Here is a 19,391-nt window from a genome sequence, read left to right as displayed (position 1 = left end):
CCAGCTGCCGTCAGGCGTCGGCGCCCCCTCGCGGGTCCTGTGCACCCACGCGTCCAGGCACTGCGCGCGCGGGCACCGTCAGGCGTCCGGTGCTCCGTCGGGGCCTCGGGCGCAGCGCGTCCGGGCTCAGCCGGTTCGGGGGTCTGCGCGTCCGGGTCCTCGTGTCCCGGCCGCTGTCAGACGTCCTCGTTCAGCGATCCGGACGCCGTGCCGTCGAGGGCGAGGCGGAGCCGTTTCGGCAGGTTCGCGACCACGATCGCGTGCGACTCCTCGATGAGCTCGAGCACCAGCTCGGGCTCGACGGTCCCGCCGGCGTCGACGGTGACCCAGTGCTTCTTGTTCAGGTGGTAGCCGGGCTCGATCCCGTCGACCCCCGCGACCAGGTGCACCACGTTCTCGGGCAGCGCCTTCACGCTCACGACCGGCCGCCCGAACCGCTCCGACTCGAGCGCGAAGACCTTCCCCGCGACCTTCCACACCCGGATCCCCTCCCCGAACGGGAACCCCGCCTCCGCCCCCGGAAGCCCTTCGAGAAGCCGCTCCACCGCCCCGCCGTCCATCCCCCCATCCTGCCGCAGGCACGGCCCCCGCACTCCCCCCGGACCAGGCTCGTGCCGCAGGCACGGCCCCCCGCTCAAGCCCCCCGCGGCCGCTCGTGCCCCGGCACGGCGCCCCGCGCTCGTGCCGCAGGCACGGCGCCCACCCCACCAGCACAGGGCTAGGCGGCGTCCGGGTGCGGTTCTGGCAAGGCGGAGGAGGAAGCCGTAGCGGCGCTACGGCGCCCGACGACAACGCCGCCAGAACCGCACCCGGGCGGCGCCTAGTCGTTGCCGAGGATGATGATGGCGGCGGTAGGGGGTAACGCGTCCTCGTGGTACCGCTCGATCTCCTCGATGGCGATCGGGTCGGCCTGCTGGAGGAACTGGGTGAGGCGGGTGACCTCCTCGGTCTCGCCGATGGAGTCGGCGGCGCGGCGGAGGGCGTAGAGGGAGAGCAGGAATCCGCGGTTGGGTCCGTGGCGCCAGGGGATGGGGCCCTGGCCGCGCCAGCCGGCTCCGCGGAGGAGGTCGAGGCCGCGGTGGTAGCCGACGCGGGCGTAGGCGTAGGAGGGGAGGGCCGCGTCGATGCCCCAGACGCTGTCGGCGAGCAGTGCCCAGGCCAGCGGGGAGCGCGGGTGGGCGGCGGCGAGGGCGGCGAATTCGACGGCTCCCGGGTTCGCGTGCTTCGCGAGGGCCGCGGTGACCGCGGGCTCGTCGGGGAGGAGGGTCGGTTCGGGGCCCAGCAGGTTCTCGCCACTCATGCCTCCCAGGCTATCCCGCTCGGGGCTGTGCGGGTCCGGGGTCCGGCCGTCCGGCGCACGACGGTCGTCCCTCCACAGGGGCGTCAGCGGAGGGAGCCGGGCGGTTCGCCGGTCGTCGCCGTCGTGCGCGGGGGTGCCGCCGATAGCATCGACCCATGGCGACGAACCGCAGTGAAGTCGAGGCCTGGCTCACGGACATGGACGGCGTGCTGGTGCACGAGAACAAGGCGCTCCCCGGCGCGCCCGAGCTGATCCAGGAGTGGACCGATTCGGGCACCCCGTTCCTGGTGCTGACGAACAACTCGATCTTCACGCCACGGGATCTGGCGGCGCGGCTGCGCGGGTCGGGGCTGCACGTGCCGGAGGAGCGGATCTGGACGAGCGCTCTGGCGACGGCGGACTTCTGCGCGTCGCAGAAGCCGGGCGGGAGCGCGTTCGTGATCGGCGAGGCGGGGATCACCACCGCGCTGCACGAGGCGGGCTTCATCATGACGGAGACGGCGCCGGACTACGTGGTCGTGGGCGAGACCCGCAACTACAGCTTCGAGGCGATCACGAAGGCGATCCGCCTGATCGTCGCGGGTGCGCGCTTCATCGTCACCAATCCCGATGCGACGGGGCCGAGCGCCGAGGGCGTGCTCCCGGCGACGGGGGCTATCGCGGCGCTCATCACGAAGGCGACGGGCAAGGATCCGTACGTCGTCGGCAAGCCGAACCCGATGATGTTCCGCTCGGCGATGAACAAGATCGGCGCGCACAGCGAGAACACCGGGATGATCGGCGACCGGATGGACACCGACATCGTCGCGGGCATCGAGGCGGGCCTGCACACCGTGCTGGTGCTGACGGGGATCAGCGACGAGGCCGAGATCGAGCGCTACCCGTTCCGCCCGGACGAGGTGCTGAGCGGGGTGCACGAGCTCCTGTCGTCGGAGCCGCTGGAGTCGGAGTTCCCGCCGGATTCAGCGGTCTGAGTCCCGGCGGCCCGGCAGCGGGCCGGGCGCCGGTTCCTGACACGGCACCGCGGCTCGCGGGGGTCAGAAGCGGACGTGCTGCAGCACCCAGGCGTGCATCGCGACGGCTGCCGCCGCCGAGGCGTTGATCGACCGGGTCGAGCCGAACTGCGTGATCTCGAGCACGGCCTCCGAGGCGGCGATCGCCTCCTCCGAGAGGCCGGGTCCCTCCTGCCCGAACAGCAGGAGGCAGCGCTCGGGGAGCCGGTAGGTCTCGAGCGGCACGCAGCCGGGGACGTTGTCGACGGCGAGGAGGGGCACGTCCGCCTCCGCGGCCCACTGCGCGAGGTCGGCCACCGTCTCGTGGTGCTGGACGTGCTGGTAGCGGTCGGTGACCATCGCGCCGCGCTTGTTCCAGCGCCGCCGGCCGACGATGTGGACGCCCTCCGCGCCGAACGCGTTGGCGCTGCGGACGATCGAGCCGATGTTCATGTCGTGCTGCCAGTTCTCGATCGCGACGTGGAACGGGTGCCGCGTGCGGTCGAGCTCCGCGACGATCGCGTCCATCCGCCAGTAGCGGAACCGGTCGACCACGTTGCGCGCGTCGCCGCGCTCCAGCAGCTCCGGGTCGAGGCGGTCGTCCTCGGGCCACTCCCCCTGCCAGGGGCCGACGCCGCTCGTCGTGAGCTCCACGGAGGCGGTGGGTCCGGTCGCGGGGGTCGCCTCGTTCTCCTGCACGACGAGCGATCCTACTGGGCGCTCCGCGGCTCGGCCGGGTGCACCGGGCCGGTGCCCGGCGGCATCCTCCGAGGCCCGAGGGACGGCGCGCGTCAGGCCGCGGGAGTGCCGGCGAGGGAGCCGGTCAGCTCGCCGCCGCCCGCCCGGTCGACGAAGCAGTAGTAGCTGCGCTCGCCCGCGTCCCACTGCTCCTGGGTGACGGGGAACGCACCGGCGACCTGCACGTCGCCGTAGGTCTCGGCCGCCGCGACGTCCACGACGCCCTGCGCCTGGCAGAGCGAGGAGACGGTGACGGCCAGAGCGTCCTGGCCGGGGAACGCCGCGTCGGTCAGCTCCGCCGTGGCGACGAGCTGGGCGGAGTGAGCCGCCGCGCAGTCCACGACGGTGAACTCCTCCGCCCAGACGGAGTCGAAGGGATCGACGCACTCGCCGCCGAGGAGCGCGCTCCAGGCCCAGGTGCCGACGGGCAGCGGTCCGACGGTCGGGAGGGTCGCGGTCGGCGTGGGCGAGGGGGTCGGCTCCGCCGTGGGCGTCTCGCTGACGACCGGGGCGGCCTGCGGCTCTGCTCGGCCGCCGGCGCTCCCGACGGCGATGCCGATCGCGAAGAGCCCGGCGAGGAGGATCACCGCACCCGCCGCGATCAGGCCGATCAGGAGCCGGCGTCGGCTGAGCGTGCGCCACGCGGGTGCTGCGGCGGGCGCCGAGTCGCGCTCGCGGCTCTCGGGTCGGGACCGGGCGGAGCGGCGCTTCCGCGGCGGAGCGGCGTTGACGTGGGCGGCCGCGGGAGCGGTGCGGAAGGGCGCGGGCTCGGCGCGGTCGGCGGGCTCGGCGGCCGGCTCGAGGTTCCACGAGTAGGCGCCGGCGGTCTCGCGCCACAGCTCCTCGTCGCCGCCGTCCTCGTCGGGCTCGTCATGCGGAGCGACGACCTGCTCCCACACGGGCGGCTGGTCCCAGTCCCCGCGCGGGTCGGGCCACTCGTAGACGGCGGGCGGAGTCGGCTCGCGCGGAGTCGGCGGGGTGGCGCCGACCGGGCGTCCGTCGGCGGGGTAGGGGACGCCGGAGCGGCCCGCCGGGTCGACGTCGGCCGAGGATCCGGCATCGGGCTCGTCGTCCGGCCGGTGCGCGCTGCGCAGTCCGGCGGGGGCGGTCGGCAGGTCGGCGGGAGGGTCGGTGTGCGGCAGGACCGGGCGCACGGAGTCCGCCCCGCGGCGGTGCACCTCGGTGCGGCCGGCATCGGTGGAGGCGTCGGAGCCGGAGCCGTCGGCGTTGTCGTCGCGGAGGGGGGCGAAGAAGGCGTCGAAGGCGTCCTCGTCGGACACGTCCGCGTCGGAGGCACTCGTGTCGCGGGCAGTCGTCCCACCGGCACCCGTCTCGCGGGCACTCGCCTCACGGGCACTCGTCTCGGGCGCTCCCATGGCGCGGGCTCCCGTGTCGGGGGCTCCCGTGTCAGGGCCCGGAGAGCTCCGTCCCTCGGCGGGGACGCCGTCGCGGCCGCAGGAGCGCTCCGGCTCCACGACCGTTCCGCGGTCGGCGTCGGCGTCCTGCTCCTCCACCCGAGCGGAGTCGTCCGCGGGTTTCGGGAGGTCGCCGTCGGCCTCCTCGGCGGCGGGCGTCGCGCTCAGCACGGGCTCCCCCGGCCACAGGCCGACCGGAGCGGCAGGGGCACGGCGCGGCGCAGTGTCGGAGTTGCTGTCGCTGTCGCGGTCGCGGTCGCTCGAAGACGGTGCGGCCGCGTCGGCAGAGGAGGCCGACTCACTCGCAACGCTCCGCTCCTCCGCTGACGCGTGGGCCTCGTCGGCTGCGGACTCAGCAGGACCGGACGTCCGCTCCGCGCGCGACTCCTCCACGGGAGGGACGGGGCGGGGCGAGTCGAAGATGCTCTTCAGGCGGCCGCCGCTGAGCTGCTGGAGCAGCCACTCGCTGCTGCCGACGGGACGCTCCGGCTCGGGTCGCTCCGGCTCGGCACGCTCCGGCTCGGCACGCTCCGGCTCGGAGGCCTCCGATCCGGCAGGCTCCGGCTCGCGGCCCTCGGACCCGCGGCGCTCCGGCTCCGGGTGGTCGCCGCCTCCCGGGCCCCCGCCGCGTCCCCCCTCGTCGACCATCAGCTCAGGCCGAGGTCGGCCAGACCGATCGCGGCGAAGTACGGGTAGCCGGCGTCCTCGATGATCTCGCGGGCCCCGGTCGCGCGGTCGACGACGACGGCGACTCCTGCGATCTCGGCGCCGACCTTCAGCAGGGCCTCGATCGCCTTCAGCGGCGAGCCGCCGGTGGTGGACGTGTCCTCGACGACGACGACGCGCTTGCCCTCGAGGTCGGGGCCCTCGACCTGCCGGCCGCGGCCGTGGTCCTTGGGCTCCTTGCGCACGACGAACGCGTCGTAGGCGAGACCGCGAGCGGCGCCCTGGTGGAGGATCGCGGCGGCGATCGGGTCGGCTCCCATGGTGAGGCCGCCGACGGCGTCGACGCGCTCGAGCGGCGCGATGAGGTCGAGCATGACCTGCCCGATCAGCGGCGCGACGCGGTGGTCGAGGCTCACGCGGCGCAGGTCGACGTAGTACGACGCCTTCTTGCCGCTCGTGAGGGTGAAGTCCCCGTGGAAGACGGCGTCGGAGCCGATGTACTCGATGAGCTGCTGGCGTGCGTCGGTCACGCGCCTACTCTACGGGGAGACCCCTCCCCCGCTCGGGAGCGCGCCCGCTGCGGCGTGCTCGCCCGCCTCGTCGCCTCCTCCGCGGAACTGCGTCATGTAGAGCTCGTAGTAGGCACCGCGCTGCTTCAGGAGCGCCTCGTGCGCGCCCTGCTCGACGATCCGGCCCGACTCCATCACCAGGATGGTGTCGGCGTCGCGGATCGTGGAGAGCCGGTGCGCGATGACGAACGAGGTCCGGTCGGTGCGGAGCGCGTTCATCGCGTGCTGCACGAGCAGCTCCGTGCGGGTGTCGACCGAGGAGGTGGCCTCGTCGAGGATCAGCAGCGACGGGTTCGCGAGGAACGCGCGCGCGATCGTGATCAGCTGCCGCTCGCCCGCCGAGACGCTGCCGCCGTCGGCGTCCAGCACCGTGTCGTAGCCGTCGGGCAGCTGGCGCACGAAGCGGTCGACCATGGTGGCCTTCGCCGCGTCGACGATCTCCTCGTCGGTCGCGTCCAGGCGCCCGTAGCGGATGTTCTCGCGGATGGTGCCCTGGAAGAGCCACGCGTCCTGCAGCACCATGCCCACGCGCGAGCGCAGGTCGCCGCGCGCGAGGCTCGTGATGTCGACGCCGTCGAGCAGGATGCGCCCTCCGGTGAGCTCGTAGAAGCGCATGACCAGGTTGACCAGCGTGGTCTTGCCGGCGCCGGTCGGACCGACGATGGCGACCGTCTGCCCGGGCTGCGCCGAGAAGGTCAGGTCCTCGATCAGCGGCTGCTCCGGGTCGTACGAGAACGAGACGCCCTCGAACTCCACGTGGCCGTCGGTGCGCTGCGGGAGCGACGCGGTCGCCGTCTCCGGCTCCTGCTCCTCGGCGTCGAGCAGCTCGAACGTGCGCTCGGCCGAGGCGACGCCGGACTGCAGCATGTTCGCCATGCTCGCCAGCTGGGTCACCGGCTGGGTGAACTCGCGCGAGTACTGGATGAACGCGGTCGCGTCGCCGAGCGTCAGCTGACCGGAGGCGACCCGCAGGCCGCCGACCACGGCGATGAGCACGTAGGAGAGGTAGGAGACGAAGGTCATCGCGGGCATGATCATGCCCGAGACGAACTGGGCGCCGAACGAGGCGGTGTAGAGGCTGTCGTTGCGGCGGTCGAACTCCTCGAGCATCTCGCGGTCGCGGCCGAAGGCGCGGACGATCTCGAGCCCGGAGAAGGTCTCCTCGATGTGGCCGTTGAGCGCGCCCGTGTTCTTCCACTGGGCGGCGAAGAGCTTCTGGGAGCGGGCGCCGATCACGCCTGCGATCACGCCCGAGAGCGGGATCGAGATCAGCGCGATCAGCGCGAGCTGCCACGAGACGATGAACATCATCGCGGCGATGCCGATGATGGTGAGCACCGACTGCACCAGCTGCGAGAAGGCCTGCTGCAGCGCGGTCTGGATGTTGTCGACATCGTTCGTGACGCGCGACATCACGTCGCCGCGCTGCCGGGTGTCGAAGAAGCGCAGCGGGAGGCGGTTGAGCTTCGCCTCGATGTCCTGGCGGAGGCCGAAGACCACCCGCATCACGAGGCCGTTGAGGATGTAGCCCTGCGCCCACATGAGCACCGACGCGACGACGTACATCAGCAGTACGATGATGATCAGGCGGCCGAGGACCACGAAGTCGATGCCCGCGCCGGGCACGATGTCGGTCTTGGCCAGCATGTCGGCGAAGGTGCCGTTGCCCGAGGCGCGCTGCTGCTCGATGATCTGCTCGAGCGGGACGCCGGCGGGGAGCTGCGAGCCGATCACGCCGTTGAAGATCGTGTCCATCGCCTGCCCGAGGATCTTGGGCGCGATGACGGTGAGGACGACCGACAGCGAGACCAGGGCGACCACGAGGACCATCCGGGCGCGCTCGGGGCCGAGCAGCGAGAAGAGGCGCTTGGCCGAGGGCCAGAAGTTCTGCGCCTTGCGGGCGGGCGGCCCGTCCCCGAACATGCCGCCGTCGCCCTCGCCGGGCTCGAACTCGGGCTCGGGGGACGTCGTCTCCTCGGGGGCGGTGGTGTCGCGTATGCGCGCCATCTCAGGACACTCCTTCGACGCTCAGCTGGGATACGACGATCTCGCGGTAGGTCGCGTTCGTCTCGAGGAGCTCGTCGTGCGTGCCGCGGCCGACGACGCGGCCCGCGTCGAGCACGACGATCTGGTCGGCGTGGCGGATGGTCGACACCCGCTGGGCCACGATGATCACGGTCGCGTCGGTGGTGGCGTCGGCCAGCGACTCCCGCAGCCGCGCATCGGTCGCGACGTCGAGCGCCGAGAACGAGTCGTCGAACAGGTAGACCCGCGGCTTCGCGACGAGGGCCCGCGCGATGCAGAGCCGCTGGCGCTGCCCGCCGGAGACGTTGGTGCCGCCCTGCGAGACCGGCTCGTCGAGCCCGTGCTCCTTGCTCCGCACGAAGTCCTCGCCCTGGGCGATGCGCAGCGCCTCCCACAGCTCGGCGTCCGTCGCGTCGGGGCGGCCGAAGCGCAGGTTCGAGGCGATCGTCCCCGAGAAGAGGTAGGGGCGCTGGGGCACGAGCCCGATCACCTCGGCGAGCTGCGCCCGGTCGAGGGAGGAGACGGGCACGCCGTCGATCGTGACGGTGCCCTCCTGCGGGTCGAACAGGCGCGGCACGAGGCCGAGCAGGGTCGTCTTGCCGGCGCCGGTGGAGCCGACGACGGCCGTGGTGCGGCCCGGCTCCGCGACGATGTCGATGCCCGAGAGCACGGGGCGCTCGGCGCCCGGGTAGCCGAAGACGACCCCGGAGAACTCGACGCGGCCGCGCGCGGGCGTCGGGACTCCGCCCTCGGGCGTGGTGAGGCTGGTGCGGGCGTCGAGCACCTGCTGGATCCGCTCGGCGCAGACGACCGCGCGGGGGATCATCATCACCATGAAGACGCCCATCATCACGGCGGTGAGGATCTGGAGGAGGTACTGCAGGAACGCGGTGAGCGAGCCCACCTGCATCTGACCTGCGTCGACCCGCTGCCCGCCGAACCACAGCACGGCCGCGGTGGCCAGGTGCAGGATCATCATGATCGCGGGGAACATCAGCACGAAGATGTTGCCGACCTTGATCGACACCTCGGTGATCGCCGCGTTGGCCTTGCGGTACCGCTCGGACTCGAACGGCTCGCGCACGAAGGCGCGCACCACGCGGATGCCCGTGATCTGCTCGCGCAGCACGCTGTTGATCCCGTCGATCCGGTCCTGCATGAGGCGGAACAGCGGCAGCAGCAGGAACACCAGGAAGCCGACCACGACGAACAGCAGCGGCACCGACACCCAGACCAGCCAGGAGAGGCCGGCGTCCTCGCGCAGGGCGAAGACGATGCCGCCGACGCACATGATCGGCGCGGACACCATGAAGTTGAGGGTCATCAGCACGAGCATCTGCACCTGCTGCACGTCGTTCGTGCCGCGGGTGATCAGGGTGGCCGTGCCGAAGCCGCCGACCTCGAGCCCGCTGAGCGAGTCGACGCGGCGGTAGACGTCGCGGCGCAGGTCGCGGCCGACGGACATGGCGGTGCGGGCGCCGAAGTAGACGGCTCCGATCGCCGCGGCGACCTGCACGACGCAGACGCCGAGCATGGTCATGCCGGTGCCCCAGATGAAGTCGGTGTCGCCGCGGCCGATGCCCTGGTCGATGATCTCGGCGTTGAGGCTCGGCAGGTAGAGCGCGGCGAGCGTCGCGACGAGCTGCAGCACGACGACGGCGGCCACCCACCGCGCGTAGGGCTTCGCGTAGGCGGAGGCGAGGCGGAGCAGGATCATGGGTCCTCCGGAGGGGCGGAGCAGGAGCGGGAGGGGAGGGGACCGGGCTCGGGAGCGCGGAGCGCCGAGGAGCCCGTCGGGCCCGCACGGCGCGGGCGGCGGCGGCGTCCGGACGGCACGACGAACGGCCGGTCGGGACGGCGCTAGACAACCATCGACCACCGACACCGGTTCCGCAATCCGCCGAGGGGATGACTACCCCGGCCCGCGGCCGCCGGGACGCGCGGAGGACGCGCAGGAGACGTGTCGGCGGCGGCTCCTACACTTCCAGGATGCGCATCGCCACCTGGAACGTGAACTCCATCCGGGCCCGCACCGGCCGCGTCGTCGACTGGCTCGTGCGCGAGGACGTGGACGTCCTCGCCATGCAGGAGCTCAAGTGCAAGCCCGAGCAGTTCCCGCACGAGGCCTTCGCCGACGCCGGGTACCACGTCGAGATGGTCGGGCTCAGCCAGTGGAACGGCGTCGGCATCGCCTCGCGCCTGCCGATGGAGGACGTGCAGATCGGCTTCCCGGGCATGCCCGGCTTCGCGAAGGAGGCGGCGGCCGACGGCTCCTACCCGCTCGAGGCCCGCGCGATCGGCGCCACGGTCGACGGCGTGCGCGTCTGGAGCCTCTACGTCCCGAACGGCCGCGCGGTCGACGACCCGCACTACCTCTACAAGCTCGAGTGGCTCGCAGCCCTCGAGGCGAGCACCCGCGAGTGGCTGGCCGCCGAGCCCGACCTGCCGCTCGCCCTGGTCGGCGACTGGAACGTCGCGCCGCTCGACAGCGACGTGGGCGACCCGAGCCTCGGCCCCGGATCCACGCACGTCTCGATCCCCGAGCGCGCCGCCTTCGCCGCCTTCGAGGACGCGGGCCTGCGCGACGTCGTCCGCCCGCTCGTGCCCGAGGGCTACACCTACTGGGACTACAAGCAGCTCCGCTTCCCGCGCAACGAGGGGCTGCGGATCGACTTCGTGCTCGGCTCCCCCGCGTTCGGCGAGCTCGTCACCGGCGCCTCGATCCACCGCGACGAGCGCAAGGGCGACGCCCCGAGCGACCACGTCCCGGTGGTGGTCGACCTCGACCTGGAGACGACCCTCGACGACGACCGCCCGATGATCTTCTGAGCATGGCCTCGTCGAAGAAGAAGCGCGCGCGGGCCGAGGCCGCCTCGGCCGGCGCCTCCCGCCCCGCCGCCCGACCCGCGACGGCGCGCCCTGCGACCGCCCGCCCCGGAGCCGCGCACGACGAGTTCCGGTCCGACGCCTACCGCTCGGTGGGCGAGATCATCGCCGCCGGGAAGCCGCGCCGGCGCCGCTGGGACCTCGTGCTCTCGATCCTCGGCTGCCTCGCCCTCGGCCTGCTCACGATCGTGCTCGGCTACCTCGCCGCGATCCTCTCGGTCTTCCCCGCGCAGTGCGAGGGCCAGAACTTCGCCTGCGACTTCGACCGGATCGATTGGGGCGTCTCGATCGCGCTGATCGGGCCGCCCGCGCTGACGCTGATCGCCGTGGTCGTGACGGTCGTGCGCTACCTCGTGGGCCGACGCGCGTTCCTCGTGCCGGTCATCGGGTTCGTGCTCTGCATCGCCACCGCGTTCCTCGCCTCCTCGCTCGTGACGAGCTCGATCCCCGGTTCGGCGCTGGTCTAGCACTTACCCGGGGGGCGCGTCAGCGGTCGGCGCGGTCAGCGCTGGTCCAGCACCGACCCGGGGCGCCGACCGCCGGCGAGGTCAGCCGCAGGCGGGCTCGTCGTTCAGCGTCACCGCGGTGGGGTTGATCATCGGGGTCACCCGCACGGTCTGATCGCCGAAGCCGGAGGCGTCGCCGGCGCTGAACTGCACGTCGAACGTCTCGGACTGGCCGGGCGAGAGCTGCACCGCGACCTTCGAGACGGGACGGCCGAGGTCGTCGAGGCTCTCGGGTCCGTACCCCGTGCCGTCGGCCCAGGCCGCGCTCGACACCGTGGTCCCGGGAGGGCCGTAGACGTAGATGTTGGTGACGAAGTCGCCCAGGGGGTACGCACCGCGCCCGCCGGCCGCGGCGACGTAGCCGGGCAGCGTCCGAGCGACCGCCTTCGAGATCGTGTTGGTCACGGTGACGGAGGTGGTGAAGACCGCGCCGGAGGCGGCGCACCGGCCCGCGCTCGACTGCGTGACCGCCGTGCTCAGGTAGTAGTCCATCTTCGAGCCGCCCGAGGCGTCCTGGAAGAACACTCCGGTGGTCGTGCCGTCGGTCGTCGTCTGCGGCAGGACCCCCGCGATCGGCGTGGGCGCGAGGAGCGCCTGCTCGTCGGCGTCGGAGCTGTAGGCGAGGATGCGGCTCTCGTCGACCGCCTTCACGATCGCCGGGAGCATCTTCGTGGGCTCCATCTCCCCGCCGAGGATCTTCCCCAGGACCGTCGCGCTCGCCTCCGAGAAGAACTCGTCGGTGCGCTCGGCCACGACCGACTCCGGGTAGCGGAAGTAGACCTCGTTGAGCAGGGTCGAGACGGTGTTCTCGCTCGTGAGGACCGTGCCGTCGGTGAGGGTCACCGGCCCGGTCGAGCCGAGGAGGTAGGAGAGGGCGACGGGGTCGATCGCGAGGACGCCGTCGATCCTCTGCTCGGGGAACTTCTGCGCCCAGAACTGCGAGGCGATCGAGGCGGCCGTCGGGAAGTCGGGGCGGCTGGTCGAGACGTTGAAGGTCGTCGCCATGTTCTCGCCGATGGTGTCGAGCGCGCTCTGGTCGACGGTGACGGGCGCCAGACCGCGGAAGTCGCCGCTGCCCAGCTGACGGCCGATCGAGATCGCGCCGCCGTCGACGTCGAGCTGCATCACCGACGACGCGCCGCCGCCCAGAGCCTGCGACTCCGCCAGGTTCTGGAACATCACCAGGTAGTGGCGCGGGCCGGAGGCTCCGAGGGAGTCGGGGAGGATCGCGGTGAGCGGCTCGACCTGCTCCATCGCCGCGGTGGCGGTGGCCAGCTGCGGAGTGAAGGAGTCGAGGGCCGAGGCCACCTGCGGCACCAGCGGGCCGCGGTCGATGCCCTCGACGCGGGTCTGCGCCGCGTCGACGACCTCCTTGGCGACGGTGATCTTCTGCGACAGCTCGGTGATCGCCGCGAGGTCTACCCTGCCGTCGACGGGCTTGAGGATGTCGAGCGAGGTCGTGGAGAGCGGCGTGACGATCCGGCCGGAGACGTCGTCGGCGATCTCGGTCGCGGCGCGGACCGCGGACAGGTTCGGCCCGAGGACGGGCACCACCTCCATCACCCGCCACACCGGGTCCTCGGTCTCGTCGCGCGCCTCGCCGGTGAGGGTCGCGATCCGGCCCGCGGTCTCCTCCGCACCGGAGGTGTCGAACGTCGTCAGCCTGTCCGTCACCTGCGACACCAGTGGGATCGCCTCGGTCAGCTTGTCGCGGACGGTCATCGCCTTGTCGTAGGTGCGCACGCCGAGGAGCACCGCGACGACGGCACCGATCAGCAGGACCAGGAGGACGATCAGCGTGATCCAGAGGCCGCGACGGCGGCGCGGCCTCCCGCGGGCGGAGCGGTCGGCTGACGTGGTGGTGCTCATTCGAGAGAGCCTAAGCGACGGTCGGCGGAGTGCGACCGGGCCCGCGCCACCGGCCCCGTCCCAGGACGAGGGACACGCGACGCGGATGCGCGGGCCGTCCGGCGCCTCCGCCGGGACCGAGCGGGAGGCGGGGATGCTGCTCCGCTCAGCCCAGCAGGAGGGACACCCCGATGAGCACGGGCACCGCGGCGACCGTGGTCACGAGGGCCGTGTCGCGGGCGACGGCGACGCCCCGGTCGTAGCGCGAGGCGAAGGTGAAGATGTTCTGCGCGGTCGGCAGCGCGGCGGTCACCGTCACCACGAAGAGGTGCTCGGAGTCGAGGTGGAACGCGAAGCGCCCCAGCAGCAGCGCGACCGCCGGCATCACCAGCGACTTGAGCACGGAGGCGACGACCACCTCGACCCGCGCCGGCCCCGCCTCCAGCGGCCGCTGCCCGCGCAGCGACATCCCGAAGGCGATCAGCACCAGCGGGATCGACGCGTTGCCGATGATCGAGAACGGCTGCAGCACGGGCGCGGGCAGCTCCACGCCGGTGAGGGCGACGACGAGGCCGAGGGCGGAGGCGATGATCATCGGGTTCCGCAGCGGCTGCGTGAGGATCGCGCCGACCGAGGTCCGCCCGCTCGTCGAGACGTCGAGCAGCGTCAGGATCGTCGGCGCGAGGACGATCAGCTGCAGGAGGAGCGTCGGCGCCACCCACTGCGGATCGCCCAGCACGTAGATGGCGACCGGCAGTCCGATGTTGTTGGCGTTGACGTAGGAGGAGGCCGCGGTCCCGATCACCGTCTCCGGCAGCGGGCGGGGGAAGAGCAGCCGTGAGGCCAGCACGTAGAGCAGGGCGACGGTCAGCACCGTCAGGAGCGAGACGAGGAGGAACGAGGAGAAGAGGACGGAGACGTCGGCCCGCGACAGCACGGTGAACAGCAGCGCCGGCGTCGTGACGAAGAAGGCGATCCGCGACAGGATCAGCCGGCTCTCGGGCGGGACGATCCGGAACCGCGCGATCAGGTAGCCGACCGCGATGACGACCCCGATAATCGAGAAGCCGGTGAGCACGCCCTCCACGCCGCCGCCTCCCCGCCGCGGCCCGTCCGCTGTCGCGCCTCCACCCTAGGCAGTGGCCGGGCGTTGCAGCGCCGGCGCGACGCGCCTACGGTGTGCGGCATGCCGCATCTCGAGGTCCCCGGCGCGAGCCTCCACTGGGAGGCGGACGGCCACGCCTCCGCGCCCGCCCTGCTGCTCGTGCACGCGGGCATCGCCGACCTGCGGATGTGGGACCCGCTCGTCCCCGACCTCTCCCGCGACCGGCTGGTGGTCCGCTACGACGTCCGCGGCGCGGGCGGAACGAGCACGGAGGACGTGGAGTACGACCCGCGCCGGGACGCCCTGGACGTGCTCGACCACCTCGGCGTCGAGCGCGCGGTGGTCGTCGGCTGCTCGCGGGGCGGAACACTCGCGCTCGACCTGGCGCTCGAGCATCCGGAGCGGGTGACCGGCCTGGTCGTGATCGCCCCGGGCCTGGCGGGCTTCGACTACCCCGCGCTGACGGCGGAGGAGGAGCGCCGCTTCGGGGAGGTCGAGGCGCTGGAGCTCGCGGGCGAGCGGGAGGCCGCGGCGATCGTCGAGGCGGAGCTCTGGGCCGTGGGTCCCGACCGCTCCGCGGACGACGTCGCTCCGGAGTTCCTCGCGCGGGTCCGGGAGCTCGCGCTCACGGGCGTCGGCCACGAGGCGGAGGCCCCCCGCCCGATCGAGCCCTCCGGGCCGGCGGGCGAGCGGCTCGGGGAGATCGCCGTGCCGACCCTCGTCGTGGCGGGCGCGCACGACCTCTCGGAGTCGCTGCCGGTCTGCGAGCACCTCGCCGCCGAGGTGAGCGGTGCCGAGCTGCACGTGCTCGAGGACGCGGCGCACCTGCCCGGCCTCGAGCACCCGGAGGAGTTCCTCGCGGTGCTGCGGCCGTGGCTGGAGCGCCACGGGATCTGATCAGGCCACGGCGGCCAGGTCGAACGCCCAGTCCACGTAGAGCTCCGGCGGTTCGCCCTGCTCGACGAGGTCGATCCGGTCGAAGCCGGCCTCGACGCAGGTCGCGCCGGCGTCCAGGTCGCTCTCCGCCACGAAGGCGTGCACGAAGCGGGGCACGGGGAACGCCGCCGCCTCCTCGAGCAGCATCCGCACGGAGTCCGCGGTGATGCCGCGGGCGTGCGGAGCGATGCTCCACGCCGCCTCGTAGGCGACGACGCCGCGCGAGCAGCCGTACCAATAGCCGATGGAGCCGACGGAGAGTCCGTCCAGCTCGACCACGTAGAAGAACGCGTCGCCGTCCGCCCAACCGCGCAGGTAGCGGTCGTGGCGCGCGAGGATCTCGCTCTCGCTCTCGAGTCCGCCGCCCGCGTGCGCGAGGGTGTCGCGCAGGACGGAGGCGTCCGCCTGCGGCCAGGGGAGCAGGCGGAGGTTCTCGGGGTGGTGGTCGATGCTGGCTGTTCTCTGGTCGCTTCCGGGTTCGGGTCCCGTCACGCGCTCCGATCCTCTCTCTCAGGATGGCTCGCCGATCGAGCGCGCCGCCAGGGTGTTCGGCGCGCCTGTCCGATCGGATGTCTCCGCACTCGGGATGCGGACACGGTGTCGCCCCATCTTCGACCCGATCAGGGGAGGGAAACGGAAGCGGTGAGGAATCTAGCCCCGGACGGGGGGTGGCACCTGCACAACACCTGGGCAACCGCTGATTGCGGGGCCTCCGAGGGGCGGCGGAGACGTGCGCCCACCCCCGCGAGATCGCCGCTTCGCTCCGCTGAGACGCAAGAAAAGCGCGCGCACGAGCCCATACGCTCGGAGTCGGAGCGCGTTCCGCTCCTGCAGCCCCGTATCACCAGCGTGAGGAGGATCACCATGTCGCAAGCCGTGCAGAGCACCGTCGTCGGAGAACCCGAGGTCGTCGAGGACCGCGTGGAGGAGTCCGCCGCCTGGCTCGACCTGAAGGCGGCCGCCGCCGCGCTGCAGCCGCTCCAGTCCCAGGACGGCTCGCTCGCCGAGCCCGAGAGGCTCGAGGAGGCGCGCACCCTCGTCGAGCGGATCGTCGCCGGCGTCCGCACCCTCGCCCCCGCGTTCCCGCACGACGCCGCGTACCTCGACGCGCTGGTCGTCGACCTCGAGCGCTGGAGCGCCGACGGCCTCGGCCTGCCCGACTTCCTCGACTCGCTCACCGCGTTCCAGCCGCAGCTCGAGCGCGTCGACGGCCGCCGCCACCTCGTCGTCTTCCCCATGTACACCCAGAACGGCAGCCGCGACCGCCACGTCGAGGCCGTCCTCGTCGAGGTCGTCTGGCCGCGGTTCGTCGCCGAGCTGGAGGCGGGGGACTACTCCAACGCCCTCTTCGTGCCCGTGCGCTTCGTCGACTTCACCGCCGGCTACGACACCGACAGCGCCGTGCTGTTCCCCGAGACGGTCGCGATGCGCTCCGTCCCGTCCTTCACCTGGGGCGCGATCTTCGCCGACCGCGAGGCGGCCCGGTTCCGCCGCGTCGTCACGCAGGCGGCCCGGATCACCCGTCTCGAGCTCCCGGAGGACGCGCAGCGCCTGCTGGCCGACCAGCGCCTGGCGGAGGAGTCCTTCGTGATGTGGGACCTCATCCACGACCGCACCCACATGCGCGGCGACCTGCCGTTCGACCCGTTCATGATCAAGCAGCGGATGCCCTTCTTCCTCTACTCGCTGGAGGAGCTGCGGTGCGACCTCACCGCCTTCCGCGAGGCCGTCGCCATCGAGCGCCGCCTCGGCGCGCTGGACCGCCGCGACGACGAGGAGGAGGCGCTGGCCGAGCGCTCGCGCTTCGTGCAGTACGCGATCCTGTTCGACCGGCTCTTCCGCTTCCCGCTCACCGGGTCGCGGGTGCGCAACTACGACGGCCTCGGCGGCCAGCTGCTCTTCGCCTGGCTGCACCAGCACGGCGTCCTGCACTGGACCGACACCCGGCTGGCGTTCGAGTGGGACGGCGTCGCCGACGTGGTCGTCGCCCTCTCGGACGCGATCGACGAGCTCTACTGGCGCTCGATCGACCGGCCGAAGACGGCGCACTGGCTGGCCGCGCACGAGCTGATCGCGGCCACTCTCACTCCGCACCCCGCCTCCGCCTGGGCCCGCGGGCTCCCGGACGAGGTGCTGCTCGGCGCCCCGCGCGGGCTCACCGACGCGGTGCTGGACGACGAGTTCCCGCTGTCGATGTTCTACGAGGCCCTCGGGAAGAAGATGGGCGACGTCATCGCCTCGACCCGGGGCATCACCGGCCGGGACTGACGTCGCGCCCGGGAGGCGGCGGGGTGCGCTCCTCCGCCTCCCGGGGCCCCGTCCGACCGGCGTCGGTTAGCGTGGGGCGCATGCCCTCAGGTGACGGAGCCGCGGACCCGCTCGACGCGGGCTGGATCCGGCGAGCGCCGAGCCGGGCCGGATACGTGCGCGATGCGGTCACTGCGGGGATCCTGCTGGTGGCGACGATCGTCTCCGTCGCGCTGTACTCCTCGGCGGGCTTCCCGGACGCGGCGCACCCCGTCGTCAGCGCCCACTGGGCCGTCCTGATGACCCTTCCCCTCGCGCTGCGCCGCCGGTTCCCCGCGAGCGTGGCGGCCGGGCTCTCCGTCGTCTACGCGCTCGGGATCGTGCTCCAGGTGCCGGAGTCGCTCTTCGGCCAGATCTGCCTGTTCCTCGCGCTCTACACGGTCGGCGCGTGGGGCCGGAACCGGCGCACGGCGCTCGTCGTCCGAGTGGCGATCGCGGTCGGGATGCTGGGCTGGCTGCTCACCACCCTCGCCACGGGCGAGTACTTCGGCAGCTCCGTGCCGGTCGACGACTCCCCCGGCCTGCTCTCGCCCTACGCGGCGGAGTCGGCCCTCGCGGTCGTCTCGAACCTGCTCTACTTCGGCAGCGCCTACGTCTTCGGCGAGGCGTCGTGGCAGTCGGCCCGCCGGCTGGAGGCGCTCGAGACGCGCACGGCCGAGCTCGACGACGAGCGGGAGCGCTCCTCGCGGCAGGCCGTGTCCTCCGAGCGGCTGCGGATCGCGCGCGAGCTGCACGACGTGGTCGCGCACCACGTCAGCGTGATGGGCGTGCAGGCGGGAGCGGCGCGACGGGTGCTGGCGCGGGATCCGGAGCGGGCGGCGGCATCGCTCAGCGCCATCGAGGGCGACGCGCGCTCGGCGATCGAGGAGCTGCACCGCATCCTGGTCGCGCTGCGCGCCGAGGACGCGGTCCCGAATCCGCTCACCGACGCCGCGTCCACCCGCGGGGTGGCCCAGCTCGAGGAGCTGGTCGCGGCGTCCAGCGGATCGGGCCTGCCCACCGTCTTCCTCACCCTCGGCACGCCCCGCGAGATCCCCGCGACGGTGGGGCTCAGCCTCTACCGCATCGCGCAGGAGTCGCTCACGAACGTCCGCAAGCACGCGGGGCGCGGCGCGCACGCCGAGGTGCGCCTCCGCTACGCCCCCGACGCGGTCGAGCTCGAGATCGCCGACGACGGCGGGTCCGGCCCGCACCCGAGCGCTCCCGCCTCCTGCGGACTGGGGCACACCGGCATGAGCGAGCGTGCGGCCGCGGTCGGCGGCTGGATCGAGATGGGGCCGAGGGGCGGAGGGTACCTCGTGCACGCCCGGGTGCCGCTGTCCCCCGTCCGGGCGAGCGTGCCGGACGCCGACGACCCGGTACCGTCGTCGGAGACGTCGCGGGGGCGTCAGGAGCGAGCGAGCGGGGGCCGCCCATGACCGAGCACGTGCGCGTGCTGCTCGTCGACGACCAGGAGCTCGTCCGCGTGGGCTTCCGCATCATCCTCGAGTCGGAGCCGGGGATCGAGGTGGTCGGCGAGGCCCGCACCGGGCTCGAGGCCCTGCAGCGCGCCTCCGAGCTGCGCCCCGACGTGATCTGCATGGACGTGCAGATGCCCGGTCTCGACGGCCTGGCCGCGACCCGCGAGATCGTGGCCGACCCGCGCCTGTGCTCGCGGGTGCTCATCCTCACCACCTTCGACCGCGACGACTACCTCTTCGAGGCGCTCTCGGCCGGCGCGAGCGGGTTCCTGCTCAAGAACGCGTCGCCGGAGGAGCTGGTCGAGGCGGTGCAGGTGGTCGCCCGCGGCGACGCGATGCTCGCCCCCGACGTCACCCGGCGCGTGATCGAGCGGTTCGCGTCCGTGCCCGAGCGCACGCCGGCCGCCGCCGAGCACTCCGGAGTCGCCGACCTGACGGACCGCGAGCGCGAGGTGCTCGTGCACCTGGCGCGGGGCTGGTCGAACGCCGAGATCGCTGCCGAGCTGTTCGTGGGCGAGGCGACCGTGAAGACGCACGTCTCGAAGATCCTGATGAAGCTCGGCGTGCGCGACCGGATCCAGGCGGTCGTGTTCGCCTACGAGCACGGGATCGCGGTGCCGGGGCGCCCCTGAGCGGTG

General features: G+C 72.8%; 17 protein-coding genes. 7 read left to right on the top strand and 10 right to left on the bottom strand.

From position 1 onward, the window contains the following. Positions 1–176: 176 nt before the first annotated feature. Together GSU40_RS00680 and GSU40_RS00675 are read right to left on the bottom strand one after the other, a co-directional pair. Positions 177–560, bottom strand: a complete 384-nt coding sequence (locus tag GSU40_RS00680) for an MmcQ/YjbR family DNA-binding protein (protein WP_104258040.1) — start codon at positions 558–560, stop codon at positions 177–179. Between the two features lie 260 nt (positions 561–820). Further along, positions 821–1,300 carry a DUF3151 domain-containing protein gene (locus tag GSU40_RS00675; RefSeq protein ID WP_104234388.1) on the bottom strand — a complete coding sequence of 160 codons (480 nt, stop codon included), beginning with the start codon at positions 1,298–1,300 and terminating at the stop codon, positions 821–823. A 155-nt stretch (positions 1,301–1,455) separates the two neighbouring features. On the opposite strand from GSU40_RS00675, the gene GSU40_RS00670 reads away from it, so the two are divergent. Next, positions 1,456–2,274: an HAD-IIA family hydrolase gene (locus GSU40_RS00670; protein ID WP_104225721.1), complete on the top strand. Its 819-nt coding sequence runs from the start codon at positions 1,456–1,458 to the stop codon at positions 2,272–2,274. Positions 2,275–2,337: 63 nt separating this feature from the next. On the opposite strand, the gene GSU40_RS00665 is transcribed toward GSU40_RS00670, so the two are convergent. The 5 genes from GSU40_RS00665 to GSU40_RS00645 form a co-directional block, all read right to left on the bottom strand. Further along, entirely contained in the window at positions 2,338–2,991 is a 654-nt protein-coding gene (locus GSU40_RS00665; RefSeq protein WP_160033099.1) for a TrmH family RNA methyltransferase, read from the bottom strand. 92 nt (positions 2,992–3,083) lie between these two features. Further along, positions 3,084–5,093: a septum formation family protein gene (locus GSU40_RS17130; RefSeq protein WP_160033097.1), complete on the bottom strand. Its 2,010-nt coding sequence runs from the start codon at positions 5,091–5,093 to the stop codon at positions 3,084–3,086. After that, positions 5,093–5,641, bottom strand: a complete 549-nt coding sequence (gene pyrE, locus GSU40_RS00655; RefSeq protein ID WP_104225724.1) for an orotate phosphoribosyltransferase — start codon at positions 5,639–5,641, stop codon at positions 5,093–5,095. The genes GSU40_RS17130 and pyrE overlap by 1 nt, the downstream gene beginning before the upstream one ends. A 9-nt stretch (positions 5,642–5,650) precedes the next feature. Beyond that, positions 5,651–7,687: an ABC transporter ATP-binding protein gene (locus GSU40_RS00650; protein WP_160033095.1), complete on the bottom strand. Its 2,037-nt coding sequence runs from the start codon at positions 7,685–7,687 to the stop codon at positions 5,651–5,653. A gap of 1 nt (position 7,688) precedes the next feature. After that, positions 7,689–9,422 (bottom strand): ABC transporter ATP-binding protein, encoded by a 1,734-nt coding sequence (locus GSU40_RS00645; protein ID WP_160033093.1) that lies wholly within the window; start codon positions 9,420–9,422, stop codon positions 7,689–7,691. A 272-nt stretch (positions 9,423–9,694) separates the two neighbouring features. Here GSU40_RS00645 and GSU40_RS00640 point away from each other — a divergent pair, with 272 nt between their 5' ends. Further along, positions 9,695–10,534, top strand: coding sequence for an exodeoxyribonuclease III (locus tag GSU40_RS00640; protein ID WP_104295563.1), 840 nt, complete (start codon positions 9,695–9,697; stop codon positions 10,532–10,534). Positions 10,535–10,536: 2 nt separating this feature from the next. After that, complete coding sequence (locus GSU40_RS00635; protein WP_160033091.1) at positions 10,537–11,058, top strand: DUF6264 family protein; 522 nt, start codon at positions 10,537–10,539, stop codon at positions 11,056–11,058. A gap of 81 nt (positions 11,059–11,139) precedes the next feature. On the opposite strand, the gene GSU40_RS00630 is transcribed toward GSU40_RS00635, so the two are convergent. Continuing rightward, positions 11,140–12,966, bottom strand: coding sequence for a DUF4012 domain-containing protein (locus tag GSU40_RS00630; protein ID WP_104222808.1), 1,827 nt, complete (start codon positions 12,964–12,966; stop codon positions 11,140–11,142). A gap of 145 nt (positions 12,967–13,111) precedes the next feature. Next, the gene (locus tag GSU40_RS00625; protein ID WP_104222809.1) at positions 13,112–14,032 is read right to left on the bottom strand and encodes an AEC family transporter; all 921 of its coding nucleotides are present in this window, start codon (positions 14,030–14,032) and stop codon (positions 13,112–13,114) included. Between the two features lie 99 nt (positions 14,033–14,131). Between GSU40_RS00625 and GSU40_RS00620 the strand changes: the two genes are divergently transcribed. Further along, positions 14,132–14,947 carry an alpha/beta fold hydrolase gene (locus GSU40_RS00620; protein ID WP_104353041.1) on the top strand — a complete coding sequence of 272 codons (816 nt, stop codon included), beginning with the start codon at positions 14,132–14,134 and terminating at the stop codon, positions 14,945–14,947. Here GSU40_RS00620 and GSU40_RS00615 read toward each other — a convergent pair whose 3' ends face one another. Then, on the bottom strand, positions 14,948–15,478 hold the full coding sequence (locus GSU40_RS00615) for a GNAT family N-acetyltransferase (protein ID WP_104346018.1): 531 nt from the start codon (positions 15,476–15,478) through the stop codon (positions 14,948–14,950). A gap of 372 nt (positions 15,479–15,850) precedes the next feature. Here GSU40_RS00615 and GSU40_RS00610 point away from each other — a divergent pair, with 372 nt between their 5' ends. The 3 genes from GSU40_RS00610 (at position 15,851) to GSU40_RS00600 (ending at position 19,385) form a co-directional block, all read left to right on the top strand. Then, positions 15,851–17,254, top strand: a complete 1,404-nt coding sequence (locus GSU40_RS00610) for a DUF6421 family protein (RefSeq protein WP_160033089.1) — start codon at positions 15,851–15,853, stop codon at positions 17,252–17,254. Between the two features lie 80 nt (positions 17,255–17,334). Beyond that, entirely contained in the window at positions 17,335–18,711 is a 1,377-nt protein-coding gene (locus GSU40_RS00605) for a histidine kinase (RefSeq protein WP_104260958.1), read from the top strand. After that, entirely contained in the window at positions 18,708–19,385 is a 678-nt protein-coding gene (locus tag GSU40_RS00600) for a response regulator transcription factor (RefSeq protein WP_104234377.1), read from the top strand. The genes GSU40_RS00605 and GSU40_RS00600 overlap by 4 nt, the downstream gene beginning before the upstream one ends. Positions 19,386–19,391 lie beyond the last annotated feature (6 nt).

Source organism: Rathayibacter sp. VKM Ac-2805, assembly GCF_009834265.1.
GTDB lineage: Bacteria > Actinomycetota > Actinomycetes > Actinomycetales > Microbacteriaceae > Rathayibacter.
This window is presented reverse-complemented; position numbering and strand designations above follow the sequence as displayed.